This is a genomic window from Corynebacterium falsenii (assembly GCF_020099275.1).
GTDB lineage: Bacteria > Actinomycetota > Actinomycetes > Mycobacteriales > Mycobacteriaceae > Corynebacterium > Corynebacterium falsenii.
Genome location: NZ_CP083646.1, coordinates 2416916 through 2431908, shown reverse-complemented (window position 1 = coordinate 2431908; position 14993 = coordinate 2416916). Strand labels below are relative to the sequence as shown.

19 protein-coding genes are annotated in these 14993 nt (G+C 62.5%); 12 read left to right on the top strand and 7 right to left on the bottom strand.

Features of this window, described 5'->3' with window-relative positions:
* Positions 1 to 3: 3 nt before the first annotated feature.
* The 5 genes from LA343_RS10485 to rpmB all read right to left on the bottom strand — a co-directional run bounded on the left by LA343_RS10485 (position 4) and on the right by rpmB (position 2003).
* Positions 4 to 834: an RDD family protein gene (locus LA343_RS10485; protein ID WP_025403286.1), complete on the bottom strand. Its 831-nt coding sequence runs from the start codon at positions 832 to 834 to the stop codon at positions 4 to 6.
* 191 nt (positions 835 to 1025) lie between these two features.
* Positions 1026 to 1274: a 30S ribosomal protein S18 gene (rpsR, locus tag LA343_RS10480; RefSeq protein WP_025403285.1), complete on the bottom strand. Its 249-nt coding sequence runs from the start codon at positions 1272 to 1274 to the stop codon at positions 1026 to 1028.
* A 15-nt stretch (positions 1275 to 1289) separates the two neighbouring features.
* Entirely contained in the window at positions 1290 to 1595 is a 306-nt protein-coding gene (gene rpsN, locus LA343_RS10475; RefSeq protein ID WP_025403284.1) for a 30S ribosomal protein S14, read from the bottom strand.
* 3 nt (positions 1596 to 1598) lie between these two features.
* Complete coding sequence (gene rpmG / locus LA343_RS10470; RefSeq protein ID WP_025403283.1) at positions 1599 to 1763, bottom strand: 50S ribosomal protein L33; 165 nt, start codon at positions 1761 to 1763, stop codon at positions 1599 to 1601.
* Between the two features lie 3 nt (positions 1764 to 1766).
* Positions 1767 to 2003: a 50S ribosomal protein L28 gene (gene rpmB, locus LA343_RS10465; protein WP_025403282.1), complete on the bottom strand. Its 237-nt coding sequence runs from the start codon at positions 2001 to 2003 to the stop codon at positions 1767 to 1769.
* Positions 2004 to 2448: 445 nt separating this feature from the next.
* Between rpmB and LA343_RS10460 the strand changes: the two genes are divergently transcribed.
* The 7 genes from LA343_RS10460 (at position 2449) to LA343_RS10430 (ending at position 8217) form a co-directional block, all read left to right on the top strand.
* Positions 2449 to 2712 carry a type B 50S ribosomal protein L31 gene (locus tag LA343_RS10460; protein WP_025403281.1) on the top strand — a complete coding sequence of 88 codons (264 nt, stop codon included), beginning with the start codon at positions 2449 to 2451 and terminating at the stop codon, positions 2710 to 2712.
* A 40-nt stretch (positions 2713 to 2752) separates the two neighbouring features.
* Positions 2753 to 2923 (top strand): 50S ribosomal protein L32, encoded by a 171-nt coding sequence (gene rpmF, locus LA343_RS10455; RefSeq protein WP_025403280.1) that lies wholly within the window; start codon positions 2753 to 2755, stop codon positions 2921 to 2923.
* Positions 2924 to 3215: 292 nt separating this feature from the next.
* Positions 3216 to 3911 (top strand): response regulator transcription factor, encoded by a 696-nt coding sequence (locus tag LA343_RS10450; RefSeq protein WP_025403279.1) that lies wholly within the window; start codon positions 3216 to 3218, stop codon positions 3909 to 3911.
* 173 nt (positions 3912 to 4084) lie between these two features.
* Positions 4085 to 5461 carry a sensor histidine kinase gene (locus tag LA343_RS10445; RefSeq protein WP_144084511.1) on the top strand — a complete coding sequence of 459 codons (1377 nt, stop codon included), beginning with the start codon at positions 4085 to 4087 and terminating at the stop codon, positions 5459 to 5461.
* 110 nt (positions 5462 to 5571) lie between these two features.
* Positions 5572 to 7095, top strand: a complete 1524-nt coding sequence (locus LA343_RS10440; protein ID WP_039911569.1) for a S1C family serine protease — start codon at positions 5572 to 5574, stop codon at positions 7093 to 7095.
* 326 nt (positions 7096 to 7421) lie between these two features.
* The gene (locus LA343_RS10435; protein ID WP_119664221.1) at positions 7422 to 8003 is read left to right on the top strand and encodes a MogA/MoaB family molybdenum cofactor biosynthesis protein; all 582 of its coding nucleotides are present in this window, start codon (positions 7422 to 7424) and stop codon (positions 8001 to 8003) included.
* A gap of 7 nt (positions 8004 to 8010) precedes the next feature.
* Positions 8011 to 8217 carry a hypothetical protein gene (locus tag LA343_RS10430; protein WP_144084510.1) on the top strand — a complete coding sequence of 69 codons (207 nt, stop codon included), beginning with the start codon at positions 8011 to 8013 and terminating at the stop codon, positions 8215 to 8217.
* 22 nt (positions 8218 to 8239) lie between these two features.
* Here the strand turns inward: LA343_RS10430 and mscL are convergent, their stop codons facing one another.
* Both mscL and LA343_RS10420 read right to left on the bottom strand, forming a co-directional pair.
* Positions 8240 to 8713 (bottom strand): large conductance mechanosensitive channel protein MscL, encoded by a 474-nt coding sequence (gene mscL, locus LA343_RS10425; RefSeq protein WP_025403275.1) that lies wholly within the window; start codon positions 8711 to 8713, stop codon positions 8240 to 8242.
* 85 nt (positions 8714 to 8798) lie between these two features.
* Positions 8799 to 9422 (bottom strand): 5-formyltetrahydrofolate cyclo-ligase, encoded by a 624-nt coding sequence (locus LA343_RS10420; RefSeq protein WP_081737353.1) that lies wholly within the window; start codon positions 9420 to 9422, stop codon positions 8799 to 8801.
* 105 nt (positions 9423 to 9527) lie between these two features.
* Here LA343_RS10420 and LA343_RS10415 point away from each other — a divergent pair, with 105 nt between their 5' ends.
* The 5 genes from LA343_RS10415 (at position 9528) to LA343_RS10395 (ending at position 14962) form a co-directional block, all read left to right on the top strand.
* Positions 9528 to 10469: a UTP--glucose-1-phosphate uridylyltransferase gene (locus LA343_RS10415; RefSeq protein WP_025403272.1), complete on the top strand. Its 942-nt coding sequence runs from the start codon at positions 9528 to 9530 to the stop codon at positions 10467 to 10469.
* A gap of 54 nt (positions 10470 to 10523) precedes the next feature.
* The gene (gene glp, locus LA343_RS10410) at positions 10524 to 11843 is read left to right on the top strand and encodes a molybdotransferase-like divisome protein Glp (protein WP_025403271.1); all 1320 of its coding nucleotides are present in this window, start codon (positions 10524 to 10526) and stop codon (positions 11841 to 11843) included.
* Between the two features lie 83 nt (positions 11844 to 11926).
* Positions 11927 to 12610, top strand: a complete 684-nt coding sequence (locus tag LA343_RS10405) for a GNAT family N-acetyltransferase (protein WP_025403270.1) — start codon at positions 11927 to 11929, stop codon at positions 12608 to 12610.
* 122 nt (positions 12611 to 12732) lie between these two features.
* Complete coding sequence (sepX, locus tag LA343_RS10400) at positions 12733 to 14532, top strand: divisome protein SepX/GlpR (protein WP_025403269.1); 1800 nt, start codon at positions 12733 to 12735, stop codon at positions 14530 to 14532.
* 10 nt (positions 14533 to 14542) lie between these two features.
* On the top strand, positions 14543 to 14962 hold the full coding sequence (locus tag LA343_RS10395; protein ID WP_025403268.1) for a DoxX family protein: 420 nt from the start codon (positions 14543 to 14545) through the stop codon (positions 14960 to 14962).
* The last annotated feature ends 31 nt before the right edge of the window (positions 14963 to 14993 follow it).

Here is a 14993-nt window from a genome sequence, read left to right as displayed (position 1 = left end):
GGCTTAGTTCTTGTCGACGACGACCGTGCCAGCCCACTTGTCAGCAAAGGACTGCTTGATGGGGCTCCGGGAGATCGTGACACCCAAAGCGATGTAGAGCACGAGACCGAGCAGAATGCCGAGCATATTGAGCGCGCCGAGCAGGCTCAAGACGAGGAACCAGCTATTGCGCTTGAAGGACTCCAGCGCGGTGGGGTTCGTGCCGTTGGCGTTGATGACTCGGTTGCCCAAGGCCATGTGACCCAGGCTGCCACCCTTCGCGGTCTCCATGAGGATGCGGTAGGCGAACCACACAACGAGGCTCAGAATCGAGGCGGTGGCCAAGGAGCCGTAGGGCATGTCGGGAGCCTCAACGCCGGCCTGCGCAGCGTCGACGCTGGCTTGGATCCATTCGTTGATGGCCTCGCCTGCAATGAAGTAGGTCAGGAGGCCGCCAACGATGAGCTGGATAAGGATGAAGTCGATGAGGTAGCCGAGGAAGCGCTTGCCCGCACTGGTGTACTGGCCGTTAGGGGCCATCTCGTTGCCGGTGGTGGGGTAGGCGCCGTAGCCCTGCTGGCCCGGCTGGCCCGGGTAGCTCTGGTAGGAGTTGTCAGCCTGGTACCCCTGGCCGGTTCCGTAGGGCTGGTCTGTCTGAGGCTGCTCACCGTAAGCCTGCTGGCCGTAGGGCTGCTGCGGGCTAGCTTCCGGATTTCCGGTGTTGCTTGAGTCGCTTGCGGGGTAGCCAGGGAAGTTGTTGCCGTTGGCTGGCTCCTGCGGGGAAGAACCGTAAGGGTTCTGATTGTTGGAGTCAGAACCGTAAGGGTTCGAGCCATAGGGGTTGTTATTCGTCATGGGATCCTTTCGCGGGTGCAGGCTGGCTGCACGAGAATGTACACAAGGATCCTAACAGAGCAACTGCTACCGAACATGGACACGCCAAGAGCCCGACCCCCTGAAGGGATCGGGCTCTTGGCGTGTTATGTAAAACGTCGACCGAGTCAGTCAAGCTGCTGATGCCGAGACTCGGTGAAGGCAGCTGTGAATCAGCGGCTGTGGAACGGCAGCAGTGCCATTTCACGAGCGTTCTTGATTGCGGTAGCAACCTGACGCTGCTGCTGCGGGGTCAGGCCGGTCACGCGGCGAGAGCGGATCTTGCCACGGTCGGAGATGAACTTACGCAGCAGGTCGTAGTTCTTGTAGTCAACCGCGTCAATGCCTTCGGCCTTGAGCGGGTTCTTCTTCGGGCGGCGGGACTGCTCCATCCGCGCCTTCTTCATGTTGGTGCGCTTCATTGTGAGAGCTCCCCCTTACCAGCTGGACTTACGGACGCCCGGCAGCTCACCGCGGTGAGCCATGTTGCGGACGCGTACACGGGACAGGCCGAACTTGCGCAGGTAACCGCGGGGGCGACCATCGGCGGCGTCGCGGTTACGAACGCGCACTGGAGAGGCATCGCGTGGCTGGCGGTTCAGCTCGTACTGAGCGTCCAGGCGATCCTCGTCAGAGGTGTTCGGGTTCTTGATGATCTTCTTGAGTTCAGCGCGACGCTCCGCGTAGCGGGCGACGATTTCCTTGCGCTGCTCGTTCTTGGCGATCATGGACTTCTTAGCCATAAATTATCGCTCCTCGCGGAATTCGACGTGCTTGCGGACGATCGGATCGAACTTCTTGAGAGTCATGCGATCGGGGTTGTTGCGCTTGTTCTTACGGGTGACGTAGGTGTAACCAGTGCCAGCCGTAGACTTCAGCTTGATAATTGGGCGAATATCGTTACGTGCCATGTGTTAGATCTTCTCCCCACGGGCTCGGATCTTGGCAACGACGGACTCGATGCCATCACGGTCGATGGTCTTCAGACCCTTGGTGGAGACGTTCAGCGTGATGGAACGACCCTCCGAGGGCAGGTAGAACGAACGACGCTGGATGTTCGGGTTCCAGCGACGGCTCGTGCGGCGGTGCGAGTGAGACACAGATTTGCCGAAACTCGGCTTGCGTCCCGTGACCTGGCAATATGCCGACATGGGTTTTCTCCTTCCGTCCGACATCCTCATGTCGCCTCGCACATGGCTGACTCTGCGGTTAGACGGGCCGAGAGGGCACATGGGGGCGCGGGTTGTCGAGACGATGACGTTTACATAGACAACAGCGGGAGCCAACTTTACTCCAGTTCGCGCGCAATACCTAATCCCGTCTTGATCCCGCCCTGATTGCACGATTGCAGGGCGGCGGTTCCTGTACCAACTCCGGCGTTGATACCGGTGGTGCTGCCGATGGCTAGGGGAGTGGCCCAGTGAGAGCAGCTGGTGATTTCGGAAGGTGGGGCACTTTCCGCTAAGGTATTCAGACTGTACGTATTTGGCCCACCGGGTCAGTGCGAATTCTTGCCCGACTCAGGCACGACCACCTGCGCAACGCTAGCCGCTGTGGACCGACCTGATGTACACAACCTAAGGGAATGAAGGAAGCATGAAGAAGGATATCCACCCCGACTATCACCCCGTAGTCTTCAAGGATGCGAGCACCGGTCACCAGTTCTTGACCCGCTCCACCGCCACCTCCGATCGCACGGTCGAGTGGGAAGACGGTAACGAGTACCCGCTCATCGTTGTCGACGTGACCAGCGAGTCCCACCCATTCTGGACCGGTGCACAGCGCGTGATGGACACCGCCGGCCGCGTGGAGAAGTTCCAGCGCCGCTACGGCAACATGACCCGCCGCAAGAAGAAGTAAGACGCACCAGTCCTAGAAGACCTGAGGAGGTCACACCACCATGGCAGTTCCAAAGCGCCGCATGTCCCGTGCTAACACCCACTCCCGTCGTTCTCAGTGGAAGTCTGACAACGTCGCCCTGCAGACCGTGAAGGTCCAGGGTCAGGAAGTGCAGATCCCCCGTCGTCTCGTCAAGGCTGCTCAGCTCGGCCTGATCGATCTCGACAAGTAAAAACTAAGCAAAGCTCCCCTAGCAGCAAGTTTGTTGACTCGTCATGCTTTAGCGTGGCGATACGAAACTTTCTCTCGCGTCACGGAGTGCTTAATCCCCCGCAGAGCCGGATAATATTATTCCGGAACGCTGCGGGGGATTTTTCTGTGCGAATTTCAGGAAATTATATTCCGAGTGGTGAACTGGGAAAACGCAGGTTGCGAATCTGTATCCAATCTTAGAATTCTAAACATTTGCTAAAAAGGTCAGGGCAGTTGTTCGATCTGCGCCCACGAACCGGCACAATGGCGACATGAAGATTCTTGTTGTAGACGACGACCAAGCAGTACGCGAGTCACTGCGACGTTCGCTGATCTTTAACGGGTACACCGTTGTTCTCGCCCGCGACGGGCAGGAAGCCTTGGACTCCATCGCTACCGAGCGGCCGGATATGGCAATCCTCGACGTGATGATGCCCAAGATCGACGGCCTTCAGGTCTGCCGGCAACTGCGCAGCCAGGGCAATGAACTGCCCATCCTGCTCCTCACCGCCCGCGACTCTGTGTCTGAGAGGGTCGCTGGGTTGGACGCCGGAGCCGACGACTACCTCGCGAAGCCATTTGCGCTCGAGGAAATGCTGGCCCGAACCCGTTCCCTGATCCGGCGTGCAAGTCGTCCCGCAACAACCTCGAACGATTCGCCCGGGTACCTGTCCTTCGAGGACCTCACGATGAATCCCGAGACACGCGACGTGAAGCGTGGCGATCGGCAGATCAGCCTCACGAGGACCGAATTCGCCCTGCTCGAACTTCTCATGCGGAATCCACGCAAGGTTCTGAACCGAAGCACAATTCTCGAAGACGTGTGGGGTTATGATTTCCCCACATCCGGAAACGCGCTGGAGGTCTACATCGGCTACCTCCGACGCAAAACTGAAGCAGGAGGAGAATCGCGCCTGATCCACACCGTGAGAGGAGTGGGTTACGCTCTGCGCGAAACCGCACCGTGATATTACGTCGATTGCCGAGCCCCGCTCGACCCGCTGCTCGCCCCACGCGGGTGAGCAAGCGTAACTTTTACGCTTCGCAACCGGAGAGCGCCCATCGCTCACGGGTGCCCCGCGGGGTGCAGCCGCTGCTCTACCTCCTGCAGGGCCTATCCCTTCGCACGCGGCTTGCCATCATGACAGCGATCACCGTCATGATCTCCATTGCGGTAATCACCGGCGTGGCCTACACAACCGTTTCCCGCGGCCTGGAGCAAGAACTCGATAAAAACCTTCACACACAGGCGCAGAGCGTCATCGACTCCGGATACACCTTCCCCGCAGAGCAAGAAGGCCAAGGCGACACGTACCAGCCGGAATTCAGGGAAAACAACAGCGACGTCGGCGTGCTCGTCGTTCCCGAGGACAACACCGGCGCGCGAACTCCAGTGCGCAAGTTCGACTCCGTTCTTCCACCGGAGGCCCTCGGCGTGATCGAAGGGGAAGAGATCTACTCCTACAGCACCGACGGCCACTACCGGTACTTCGCAGTGCGGGCCGCCGACGGCAGGGTTGTCGTTGTCCGCCAAGACATCACCTTTACCAAACAAACCCTCGACGCGCTCTCGCTCGTACTTCTGCTCGTGGCCGTCACCGGCTTCCTCGGGGCAATCGTCACCGGCATCGCCGTGGCCTCCTCGGCTCTCCAACCTATCGCTCGGCTCCGACGCGCCACCGACCGAGTCACGAAGACCGGGCAGCTCAGGCAGATCCCCGTTTACAACAGGGACGAGCTCGGTGCGCTCACCGAGTCCTTCAACGACATGATGGAGGCGCTCCAGGATGCGCAGACGAAACAGAAGAATCTCGTCGCCGATGCCTCCCACGAGCTCAAGACGCCCCTGACCTCCCTGAGGACGAATATCGAATTGCTGATGTTGGCGTCGAAAAGTGACAGCCCAGCCATTAGCCAGCAGGACCGTGACGACATTGAAAGAGACGTCATCGCCCAAATCGAGGAGATGAGCACTCTCATCGGCGATCTCGTGGATCTCGCGCGGGAGGACGAACCAGCCAAGGAACTGACCACGGTGGAGGTGTCGCAGATCATCACGGAGGGCATCGACCGAGTTCAACGGCGACGTCCCGACGTGGAATTCGACGCCAAACTCATCCCATGGGAGCTTCGCGGGGATCAATTCGGACTTTCTCGGGCGCTGCTCAACGTGTTAGATAACGCCGCGAAATGGTCGCCGGCCGGGGCCACAGTGAGAATTCGAATGACCGACCTCGGCGAACACTCCAATTACATTGACGGGCACCCTGCGGTGCTCATCAGCGTGGCGGACTCCGGACCGGGCATCGCGGCAGAAGACAGACCCAAAATCTTCGACCGTTTTTACCGGTCTATTAGCTCAAGGTCAATGCCCGGATCTGGGCTCGGGTTGGCCATCGTCAAGCAGGTGATCGATCGGCACGGGGGAGTAGTGTTCGCAGAGGAATCCGACGACGGCGGGACGCTCATGAACGTGGTGCTGCCCGGTAAAGCTGTGAGCTCGCTGAGAGGTGACTGATTGTGGTCGCCGAGGAGGTAGGGAAAGATGCTCAGTTTCTCGACAAGCTGGTAGGGATATAGCAGCTAGCGAGGCGGGCATTTCTAAGTTCGCGGTGAATAATGGCTCGCATGAGTGAGAGGGAAGAAAGCATGAACAACAACGGAGGGGACAACGGTCAGTTCCCAGGACAGCCCGACTTCAGCAAGAACAACCACTACCGCCAGAACGACCACAACGGTGAAAACCTGCACTGGAACGGCCAGGGAGGCGTGAACCACCCGGCGCAGACCCATTCGCACTATGCGGGTCAGCCGAACCAGCAGGGACCGGCGGGGCAGGGTCAGCAGGGGCAGCCGAGTGATGTGGGTCGGACGCAGAGCATGCCGCCGGTAGGCGGATCGGCGCACGCTACGTCGGCACAGTCACAGCCGGGCTTCGGCTCGGGCATGGCTGCCGGAATGGCTGGAGGACAGGGGCCGCAGGGACCGCAGGGTCCGCAGAGCCCACAAGGTCCGCAGGGATACCCCGCGGGCGGTCAGACCGCAACGGCACCGCGCCGCTGGTCCACCCCGGCCGTGGCAGCGCTGCTGCTCGCCGGAGCTGTGCTCGCGTCCGGCACCACCTACGTGGCGATGGACCAGTTCGGAGGTAGCTCCAACACCGTGACCTCCTCGTTCAACTCTGCACCGGAGCAGGGCAAGAACACCGAGAACACGTCCAACCCGCCCCAGCCCGGAACCGTGTCCGCCGTCGCGGACAAGGTCCTGCCCTCGGTGGTGTCCATCAACGTGACGACCGCCCGTGGTGGCGGTGAGGGCTCCGGCTCGATCATCAGCTCCGATGGTCTCATCATGACTAACAACCACGTCATCGCCGGGGCCGATCAGCCGGGCGGCAAGATCGAGGTCATGCTCAATGACGGCCGCGCGCTTCCCGCCAAGGTAGTTGCCGCCGACCCGCAGACCGACATCGCCGTGATCAAGGCCGAGGGCGCCAACGACCTCAAACCCATCACCTTCGGCAACTCCAACGATGTGCAGGTGGGCGAGAACGTGGTCGCTATCGGCTCACCCTTGGGTTTGAGCTCCACGGTGACCACGGGCATCGTGTCCGCCAAGAACCGCCCCGTTCAGGCCACAGGTGAGCAGGGTGGCGAGGCATCGCTCATCGACGCCATCCAGACCGACGCTTCCATCAACCCCGGCAACTCCGGCGGCGCTTTGGTGAACATGAAGGGCGAACTGATCGGCATCCCGTCAGTCATCGCCACCACCGGCGGTAGCGGATCCGATACGGGCGGATCGATCGGCCTGGGCTTCGCGATCCCCGTCGACCAGGCTGAGCGCATCGCCAAGCAGCTCATCGATACCGGCAAGGTTCAGCACCCCATCATTGGCGCCAAGATCAACACACAGGCCAACGTGCTCGGTGCACAGATCGTGGAAGTCAACCCCGGAAGCCCGGCAGAAAAGGCTGGTCTCAAGCCCGGCGAGATCGTCACGCGTGTGGATGATCGACGCGTCGAATCGGGTGTGGGGCTCATTGCCGCCATTCGCTCGCATGCGGTGGGGGACAAGGTCAGCCTCACGGTCGTCAACGCCAATGGCGGCGACGAGCACAATGTTGACGTGACCCTGACTGCCTCGGACTAAGTTCGGTGCTGCACCTCAACATCCCCCTGTAAAGACTCATTTCGTTAACGATGTGTTCGTTCGTCTGTACAGGGCGGGTCTGTCGGGATACGGTGAGGGCACGCACAGGTCGCGACACCATGACCACGCAGCTTGATTGTTACTAGCTGAACACGCATCAGCTCGGAAGAGGAGTTTCATCGATGGCCTCGGAGTCCCCAAGCCAGTCCGCCCCGTCCTCCCGCGGAGGGCATCACGCCGAGCATGGGCAGCATCATTCCCAGGGGCATACCCAGCAGCACGGCGGTCATCATTCGCGCGTGGACGATCTACTGGCTGCCGCCGGCATGGATTCCGTTGATGCGTCGCACATGGAACGGCTGACCTCAGAGATTCCCGAGCCCGATGATTCGATCTTCCACACCCTCGATGCTGAGGATCGTACCCGTGGCGAGCGCCCCCTCAACCCGCTGCTCCACGCCATGGTCGTGATTGTCTCAGATGCCCCGGAGGGGGAGAACCGCTCCGGCGAGCTCGTGGCCGAGCTGCTGTCCGAGGAGGACTTCCTCGTGGACGCTGTTCTTCAGGTGGAATCCCGCAAGCCCGCTATCCGCCAGGCGATCCAGACGGCAGTTGTCGGCGGCGCCGATCTTGTGGTGACCATCGGCGGCACGGGCACCGGCCCGCGCGACAAGGCCCCCGAGGCCACCCGCGCCGAGCTGGACCGCAAGGTTCCAGGCATCGCCGAGGCCATTCGCGCGTCAGGCCTGTCGGCGAACTCGCTGGATGCCGGCCTGTCTCGCGGTGTCGCAGGCATCTCCGGATCCACCGTGATCGTTAATCTCGCGGGGTCGCGCGGCGCGATCCGCGACGGCATGGCTACCCTCGGACCGCTGGTCCGCCACGTCATCGCCGACATGAACCGCTAGGCCACCAATGCCCAGCGAATCTGCCTCGCCCCGGCGCAGGGGGCGTCGCGTGTTCGGCAAGGTCGGCGGTTCGGGGCGGCGCTCCGCCGACACCCTCTCTTCTTTTTCTTCCGACGCCACCCCGCGCATCCCCGACCACACCACCGCCGAGGACCTCGAGGGGCAGTTCGACAAGAGCTTCTGGGAAGAGCAGCGGCCTCCGCACTGGGGGTAGAACAGGGGGTTCGAACAGGAAGTTAATCCTTCTGCGGGGTATCCGTGGTTCTAGGGACCTGAGCATTCGCAGCGTTTGCAGTGCCTGCGGATGTTGCCTTCTGCTGGGCAGCCAGCAGGTCGCGGATCTCAGTAAGGAGCTCAGTTTCGCTCGCGCTGGTGGCTTCATCGGGGTCGATGCCCTTACGGGCTGCGTTGAGCTCGGCGAGCTTATTCATCGGCACGATCATGAGGAAGTAGATCACTGCTGCCACGATGAGGAAGTTGATGGCGGCGGTGATGACGCTTCCGATATCCACGAACGTGGCGTCCTGACCCGCACGGATGTGGAAACCCAAGCCGATATCCGGCGAACCACCCACAGCGGCCAGCAGCGGCTCGATAATTCCCTTCGTGAATGCGGTGACAATTGCGGTGAATGCAGAGCCGATGATCACGGCGACGGCCAGTTCCATGACATTGCCGCGCATGATGAATTTCTTAAAGCCAGCGAACACTGGTGATCCTTTCGCTTAAAAAGTGAGTGTTCCCCTCGTGTGGAGAACGGGGAACGGCGAAACAGTACAACGGGAAACGGGAGGTTTAGGTGTTGATAATGTGCAGCCCGCTGGGCGTCACCACACTATCGACCCTCAGGTCATGCTCCTCGCACGGGACGGTCGGTAGGAACTCCTCATCGTCCACCACGGCGCACAGGCGCGGAGGCGTGGGTAAGCGGTTCCGGTGCTGGAGAGCCCGATCGTAGAAACCCCCTCCTTGCCCAAGGCGAGCACCGCTGAAGCTTACCGCCAGTGCCGGCACCACGATAACTGCCGCGGACGCCTCATGCAGTTCGAGGGGAGCTCCCGTCGGTTCGGGGATCTCCCACGTGCCCGGGCGCAAGTTGTCCTGGGTGCATTCCACCCACACGAGGTGCTGATCTTGGGTGCCGCGAACCTCGTTCGCGCCGATCGACGGGAGGGGCTCAATCCTCGGCAGGATGACCCTGTGCCCCGCGGACATCAGTACATTTGGCAGGTCCTGGCCGCCCGGTTCGCCAGGCAGCGGACTAAACGCGACGACCGCGGAGCCGCGAGAACCGAGAACTTCCTGAAGATGTGCCTGGATGGCGGCGTCGCGACGAGTGCGTTCAGCGTGAGGAACACCGCGACGATGATCGCGAAGAGTGCGCCGAAGCGCTGCCTTGGATTCCACAGGTGGGGTCATGGGACGTCACCTTAGCAACCGTGAATAGCCCTACGTGGGGACAGAGGCGGGCATCATGCGTGTGCTTACACGGCAAAAGCCGCCGGGGACTGTACGATTTGGCACATGACTTCTATCCCTACAACCCACCAGACCACAGGCGCCGAGGGAGTTTCGTCCTCTCACGGGGCGCTTCGAACGGTTGTTGTCCCCGCCGCCGGTCTGGGCACTCGTTTCCTGCCTGCCACGAAGACGGTTCCCAAGGAACTGCTTCCCGTGGTTGATACCCCAGGCATCGAGCTCATCGCCCGAGAGGCCGCAGAAGCCGGCGCTCAGCGACTGGCGATCATTACCGCGCCGAAGAAGACGGGCATTATGGGGCACTTCGCCAGCGACGAAGCCCTCGAGAGCACGCTGGAGGGGCGAGGCAAGGACGAGCAGCTGGCCAAGGTTCGCGCCACCGACGGGCTCATCGAGCCCATCTCCGTAGAGCAGGACGAGCCCCTGGGGTTGGGACATGCCATCGGGCTGGCGGAGAAGGTCCTCGATGACGATGAAGAATGCTTCGCGGTCATGCTCCCCGATGACCTCGTTCTGCCCATCGGCGTAATTGATCGCATGATGGAGGTTCGCGAGGAATTTGGCGGCACCGTGCTGTGCGCATTCGAGGTGCCGCGCGAGGAAGTGAGCAACTACGGCGTCTTCGACGTGGACCGCTCGCAAGAAGCGGACGTCAAGAAGATCAACGGCATGGTTGAAAAGCCGGACGTGGACGACGCACCCTCCAACCTCGTGGCCACCGGCCGCTACCTGTTGGACCGCGCCGTCTTCGACGCTCTGCGCCGGACTAAGCCGGGTAAGGGCGGAGAAATCCAAATCACCGACGCGATCGAGTTGATGATTACTGAAGGCCACCCGGTGCACATCGTCGTTCACCACGGACAGCGCCACGACCTGGGCAACCCCGGCGGCTACATCCGTGCGTGCGTGGACTTCGCTCTCCAGGACGACACATACGGCCCCAGCCTGAAGCGCTGGCTCACCGAGCGCTTGGAGCAGGAAGACTAACGAGCGAACGCTGGAGGTCGAGGGATAGCGTTTTCGCTGATAAGGAGATAACCCATGCGGACAGTTGAAGAGCAATTGGCGGTGATCACCGCAGCGGCGGTCACGCCGGAGCCGGTTCGCATTGCCATTTCCGAAGCCCTGGGACTGCGCTGCGCCGAGCGCGTGGAGGGCACCAGCGCGCTGCCCGGATTCGACCAGGCTGCCATTGACGGCTATGCCGTCCGCAGCGTGGACATTCGCCAGGCCCTAGAGGCGGCGGAGTGGGATGGCTCCGATGATCCCGATAGTCCCGACAATTCCGGTATTTCCGGTGCGCGGGACGGATCGCGCCAACGAGTGCGGGACGTCCTCCCCATCGTCGGCGAGGTCACGGCCGGGTCCCTTCGACCGATTAGGCTGCAACCGCGCCAGGCCGTGCGCGTGCACACCGGTGCCCCGCTGCCCGCGCTCGCCGATGCAGTTCTTCCCCTCGACTGGGCAGACATTGAAGGCCGCAGGATCCGGCCGCTCTACCCGGTTGCATCGGGAGAGTTTGTTCACCGGGAAGGCTCGGATGTGCAGCCCGGCGACGTTGTCGTGGAACAGGGCGCAGTGATCGGCGCGGCGCAGGTGGGGCTGCTGGCCGCCGTGGGGCGGTCTAAGGTGCTGGTGTACCCGCGCCCGCGCATGTCCATCATCTCGTTCGGTCAGGAGCTCGTGGACATTGACCGGGAGCCCGGCCTGGGTCAAGTGTACGACGTGAACTCGTACGCCCTCGCCGCGGCCGGTCGCGAAGCCGGCGCCGACGTACACCGCATCGGTATCATGCGCGGCGAGCCGAGGAAGATGCGCGACATTATCGAAGGCCAGCTCATCCGCTCGGAAATTGTGGTCATCGCAGGCGCCGTGGGCGGCGAAGCGAGCGACCGGCTCCGTGAGGTTCTGGACGACCTGGGAGATATGGATGTCTCCCGCATCGCCATGCACCCGGGGTCTGTCATGGGCTTCGGCACGCTCGGCGCGGATCGAGTGCCGACCTTCCTGCTGCCGGCTAACCCCTCGGCCGCGCTGGTGGCCTTCGAAGTGATGGTTCGGCCGCTCGTCCAGTTGATCCGTGGCCAGCGGCAAGCCAACCGACGCATCGTCAAGGCGCGTACCATCGCTTCCATCTCGTCCATACCGCACCGGCGTGGCTTCATCCGCGGACAGCTCATGCGCGACCGCGAAACCAGGGAGTTCCTCGTCGATCCCCTGGGCGCGGCCAACGCCGGCGAGCCGACCCACCTGCTGGGAAGCCACGGTCAGGCGAACTGCCTCATAGTCATCCCCGCCGACTGGGACCACGTGGCACCTGGGCAGGAAGTCGACGTGATGTTCTTGAACAACAAGGCCTAAAATAGGCGCTCTCCGTACGCCGGCCCATCGTCAACGCCGGCTATCCCATCGATCACCGAGCCCTTGCTCACGGGAGGAACGTCGTGGCATTCACACTGCATCCAGGCTGGCCGATAACCACGCCGACCGTCATGAGCAGGGGGTATGCCACACAGCGCGACGATTCCCCGGGAAAGCGCGTCCGGATACGCCCGTTGACACGGTCGGATGGGACGCTGTGGCGTCGACTAAGAATAGACGACCAGAAGTACCTACAGCCCGTGGAACCGACGATCAAAGGTGATTGGGCGCAGGCGCACAGCAAAGACACGTGGCGGAGGACGTACAGCGGGCTGAAGAAGCTCGCCCGCGGCGGCATCGTGGTGCCCGGCGTGATCGAGGTCGACGGAGAGTTTGCCGGCCAACTGACGCTCGGAACCATCCAACACGGGGCGATCGCCAGCGCATGGATTGGTTATTGGGTGCACAGCGACTACACCGGTCACGGGGTGGCCGTGGCGGCTGTTGCCCTCGGTGTGGACCACGCGATGGGGCAGGTGGGGCTCCACAGGCTCGAGGCCACCGTGATGGAGAACAACATGGCGAGCAGAGTCGTGCTCGAGCGCACGGGATTCCGGCAGGAAGGATTCCTGCAACGCAATCTCCACATCAACGGGCGGTGGACGGATCACATACTTGTGGCACAGACGAAAGAAGAAATCCCACCCGGAGGGAAAGTCCGCGAATTAATCAATGCGGGAATCCTGGGAATAGCATCACGCCGCTGACGAGCTGCGGCGTGGCACCACGACGGTGGGAATGTGCGCGAGTAGCGTGATTAGTATTCGACTATTTGACTGCTCGATTACCCGACCGATGTCCGCGTCCTATTCGAGGAGGACCATCCACAGTGTCCGGCTCCCTGCTGCTCATCGCCGCCGTCTGGCTCGTACTGCTGGCTCCCTTGCTGCTGCGTAACCAGCGGCCGGTTCGGCGTACCGCGCCAGCGTTGAATAACACCCGAGTGCTCCACGAAGGTGGTGCGCCGCTGCGCGGCAAGCGTAAGCTGCGGCCCACGGACACCCTCTACCATCCTGATGTGGACGACGACCTCGAGCTGCTCGACGCCGAGCCGGAGTACGTCCTCATCGAGGACGACGGTAGCGGTTCGACCTCCTCGCGGGACGAGAAGCGGGGTGCCCAAGGTGCAGGGGACGCACGGGCCGCGCGCGAAGCTCGCAGCGGGCGGGCATGGGGCCGGCTGGGTGCTGCTGGGCGGAAGGCTGATAAGGCAGATAAGGCTGCCAAGGCTGGCGCCGGTAAGAGCGCACAGGACACCGACATCATCGAGACCGTGGACGCCGTGGAGATCATGGAGCCGGAGAGTGCCGTTCGTCGCCGCGCGACGGGGGCATCGGCGGACTCTGTGGCGATGAGCGCCGCTTATTCCTCGAATGAGACCAGCGAGAACATTGAGGCCGTGGAATACGTCGAGACTGTTGAGGCAGTAGAGGTGGAGGTTGTGCCGGAGGCCGACGGTGGTGATGCGAGGACTGATGGCGACGCAGACGTTGCAGGGACCGCAGCCAAGCACGAGGGCAGGGGCGAAGGTTCCGATATAGATGGTGCGAACAGCGCAGACGCTGCGGACGCTGCCGCTATCGTGGACGGCGAAGTCGTGGATGATGCCGCTGAGGATGATGCTGAGGGCAATGCCGAAGCCGAGAGTGCCGAAGCCGACAGTGCAGAGGACGACAGCACCGCGAGCACCGCAGATTCCCAACCAACCGTTGCCTACAAGGGCCATGACGATACCGACACCGGTGAGTTCGCTCCCGTCAACATCCTCGGCAAGCTGACCCACCGACTGCGCCCGCGTACCGAGCAGGGGGCCGGTGAGGCTGTGGACGTCAACGATCGGCCGGAGGACGCAGACAGCTCTGCCTCACGCAACGCGGCCGACGAGCTTCACGAGCGCAGGCAGCGCCGCTACGACTCCGTGCCGGCAGCCTACCTGCGCGGCGGTGACGTGCACGCCCACCCCGACGTTGTCGACTCCGTGGACGAGCCACAGACAACCGCCGTGGACTTTGCGCTGGCCGAAGAATCGGACGAACCCAGCGCGGATGACCTCGCCTACGTCAATTCCCGCCGCGGCCGTGGGGTGTACGACCCGGTGGCGTCGTGGGAACGAGAACAACAGCGACTACGCCGCCGCAAGCAGGTGCTCATGGTGCTGGGCCTGACCACGGTTATCTCCTTCGTGCTGGCGTTCATTCTCGGGGGAGCAGTGTGGTGGGCCCCGGTGATCAGCTTGGCCTTCAGCGTGTTCTATCTCGTGGTGCTGCGCAAGCAGGCCATCGAGGAACAGAAGCTGCGCCACCGCCGGATGGCTCGCATGCGCCGTGCCCGCCTGGGCGTGCGCAACACTGAGGATGACGAGCTGGGCGTGCCCGACCGCCTCCAGCGCCCCGGCGCGATCATCATGGAGACGGACGATGCCGATCCCGAGTTCCAGCACCTCGACTACATCGACGGTGCGGAGTTCTTCGGAGACCCTGCTGGCCCCGCTGACTCTGCTGATCCCGCTGATCCTGGCTATTCTGCCGGTCGTGCCCATGGTGGCTACTACCACCCAGATGAGCCGATCTTCGACGACGATGAGCACGGTCGCCCCACCGTCGTCCGCCGCCACTTCCGGGCCGTATAGGGCATAGCCAATGAACCATCCTGCTGTCCGGGATGCGGCGCTATTGCTGCTGCGGCTAGCCCTGGGGATCATCTTCATCGCCCACGGCTGGCAGAAGGTCTTCATCGATGGCATGAACGGTACGGGCGGAACGATCGCCCAGCTCGAAAAGCTCGGGGTACCCCAGCCGGGCGCGAGTGCGTGGCTGGTGTCCGCGCTGGAAATGCTCGGCGGGGCGCTGCTCATCATCGGTCTGCTCACCACGGCCGTGGCGACCATGCTGATTATCTACATGGCCGCAGTGGTGTGGTTCGTCCATTGGGGACACGGCTTTTTCACCGCCGACGGGGGCTTCGAGCTGGCCATGCTGACGATGGTGGCACTGTTCGTCATCGTGGTGTTTGGCGCCGGTCGCGCGAGCCTTGACCGCGCGCTGTCCCGCTTTTCCTAGGCATTGTCAGGGCATTGTCGGCACTGTCGGC

Excerpts from the sequence above, each read along its gene's own strand:
- rpmF (WP_025403280.1), top strand. The coding sequence starts at position 2,753 with ATGGCAGTTCCAAAGCGCCGCATGTCCCGTGCTAACACCCACTCCCGT.
- LA343_RS10435 (WP_119664221.1), top strand. The coding sequence starts at position 7,422 with ATGGATTCCGTTGATGCGTCGCACATGGAACGGCTGACCTCAGAGATT.
- glp (WP_025403271.1), top strand. The coding sequence starts at position 10,524 with ATGCGGACAGTTGAAGAGCAATTGGCGGTGATCACCGCAGCGGCGGTC.
- LA343_RS10450 (WP_025403279.1), top strand. The coding sequence starts at position 3,216 with ATGAAGATTCTTGTTGTAGACGACGACCAAGCAGTACGCGAGTCACTG.
- LA343_RS10485 (WP_025403286.1), bottom strand. The coding sequence starts at position 834 with ATGACGAATAACAACCCCTATGGCTCGAACCCTTACGGTTCTGACTCC.
- LA343_RS10430 (WP_144084510.1), top strand. The coding sequence starts at position 8,011 with ATGCCCAGCGAATCTGCCTCGCCCCGGCGCAGGGGGCGTCGCGTGTTC.
- LA343_RS10445 (WP_144084511.1), top strand. The coding sequence starts at position 4,085 with ATGACAGCGATCACCGTCATGATCTCCATTGCGGTAATCACCGGCGTG.
- rpsN (WP_025403284.1), bottom strand. The coding sequence starts at position 1,595 with ATGGCTAAGAAGTCCATGATCGCCAAGAACGAGCAGCGCAAGGAAATC.
- LA343_RS10440 (WP_039911569.1), top strand. The coding sequence starts at position 5,572 with ATGAGTGAGAGGGAAGAAAGCATGAACAACAACGGAGGGGACAACGGT.
- rpsR (WP_025403285.1), bottom strand. The coding sequence starts at position 1,274 with ATGAAGCGCACCAACATGAAGAAGGCGCGGATGGAGCAGTCCCGCCGC.
- LA343_RS10415 (WP_025403272.1), top strand. The coding sequence starts at position 9,528 with ATGACTTCTATCCCTACAACCCACCAGACCACAGGCGCCGAGGGAGTT.
- rpmB (WP_025403282.1), bottom strand. The coding sequence starts at position 2,003 with ATGTCGGCATATTGCCAGGTCACGGGACGCAAGCCGAGTTTCGGCAAA.
- rpmG (WP_025403283.1), bottom strand. The coding sequence starts at position 1,763 with ATGGCACGTAACGATATTCGCCCAATTATCAAGCTGAAGTCTACGGCT.
- LA343_RS10395 (WP_025403268.1), top strand. The coding sequence starts at position 14,543 with ATGAACCATCCTGCTGTCCGGGATGCGGCGCTATTGCTGCTGCGGCTA.
- LA343_RS10460 (WP_025403281.1), top strand. The coding sequence starts at position 2,449 with ATGAAGAAGGATATCCACCCCGACTATCACCCCGTAGTCTTCAAGGAT.
- LA343_RS10420 (WP_081737353.1), bottom strand. The coding sequence starts at position 9,422 with ATGACCCCACCTGTGGAATCCAAGGCAGCGCTTCGGCGCACTCTTCGC.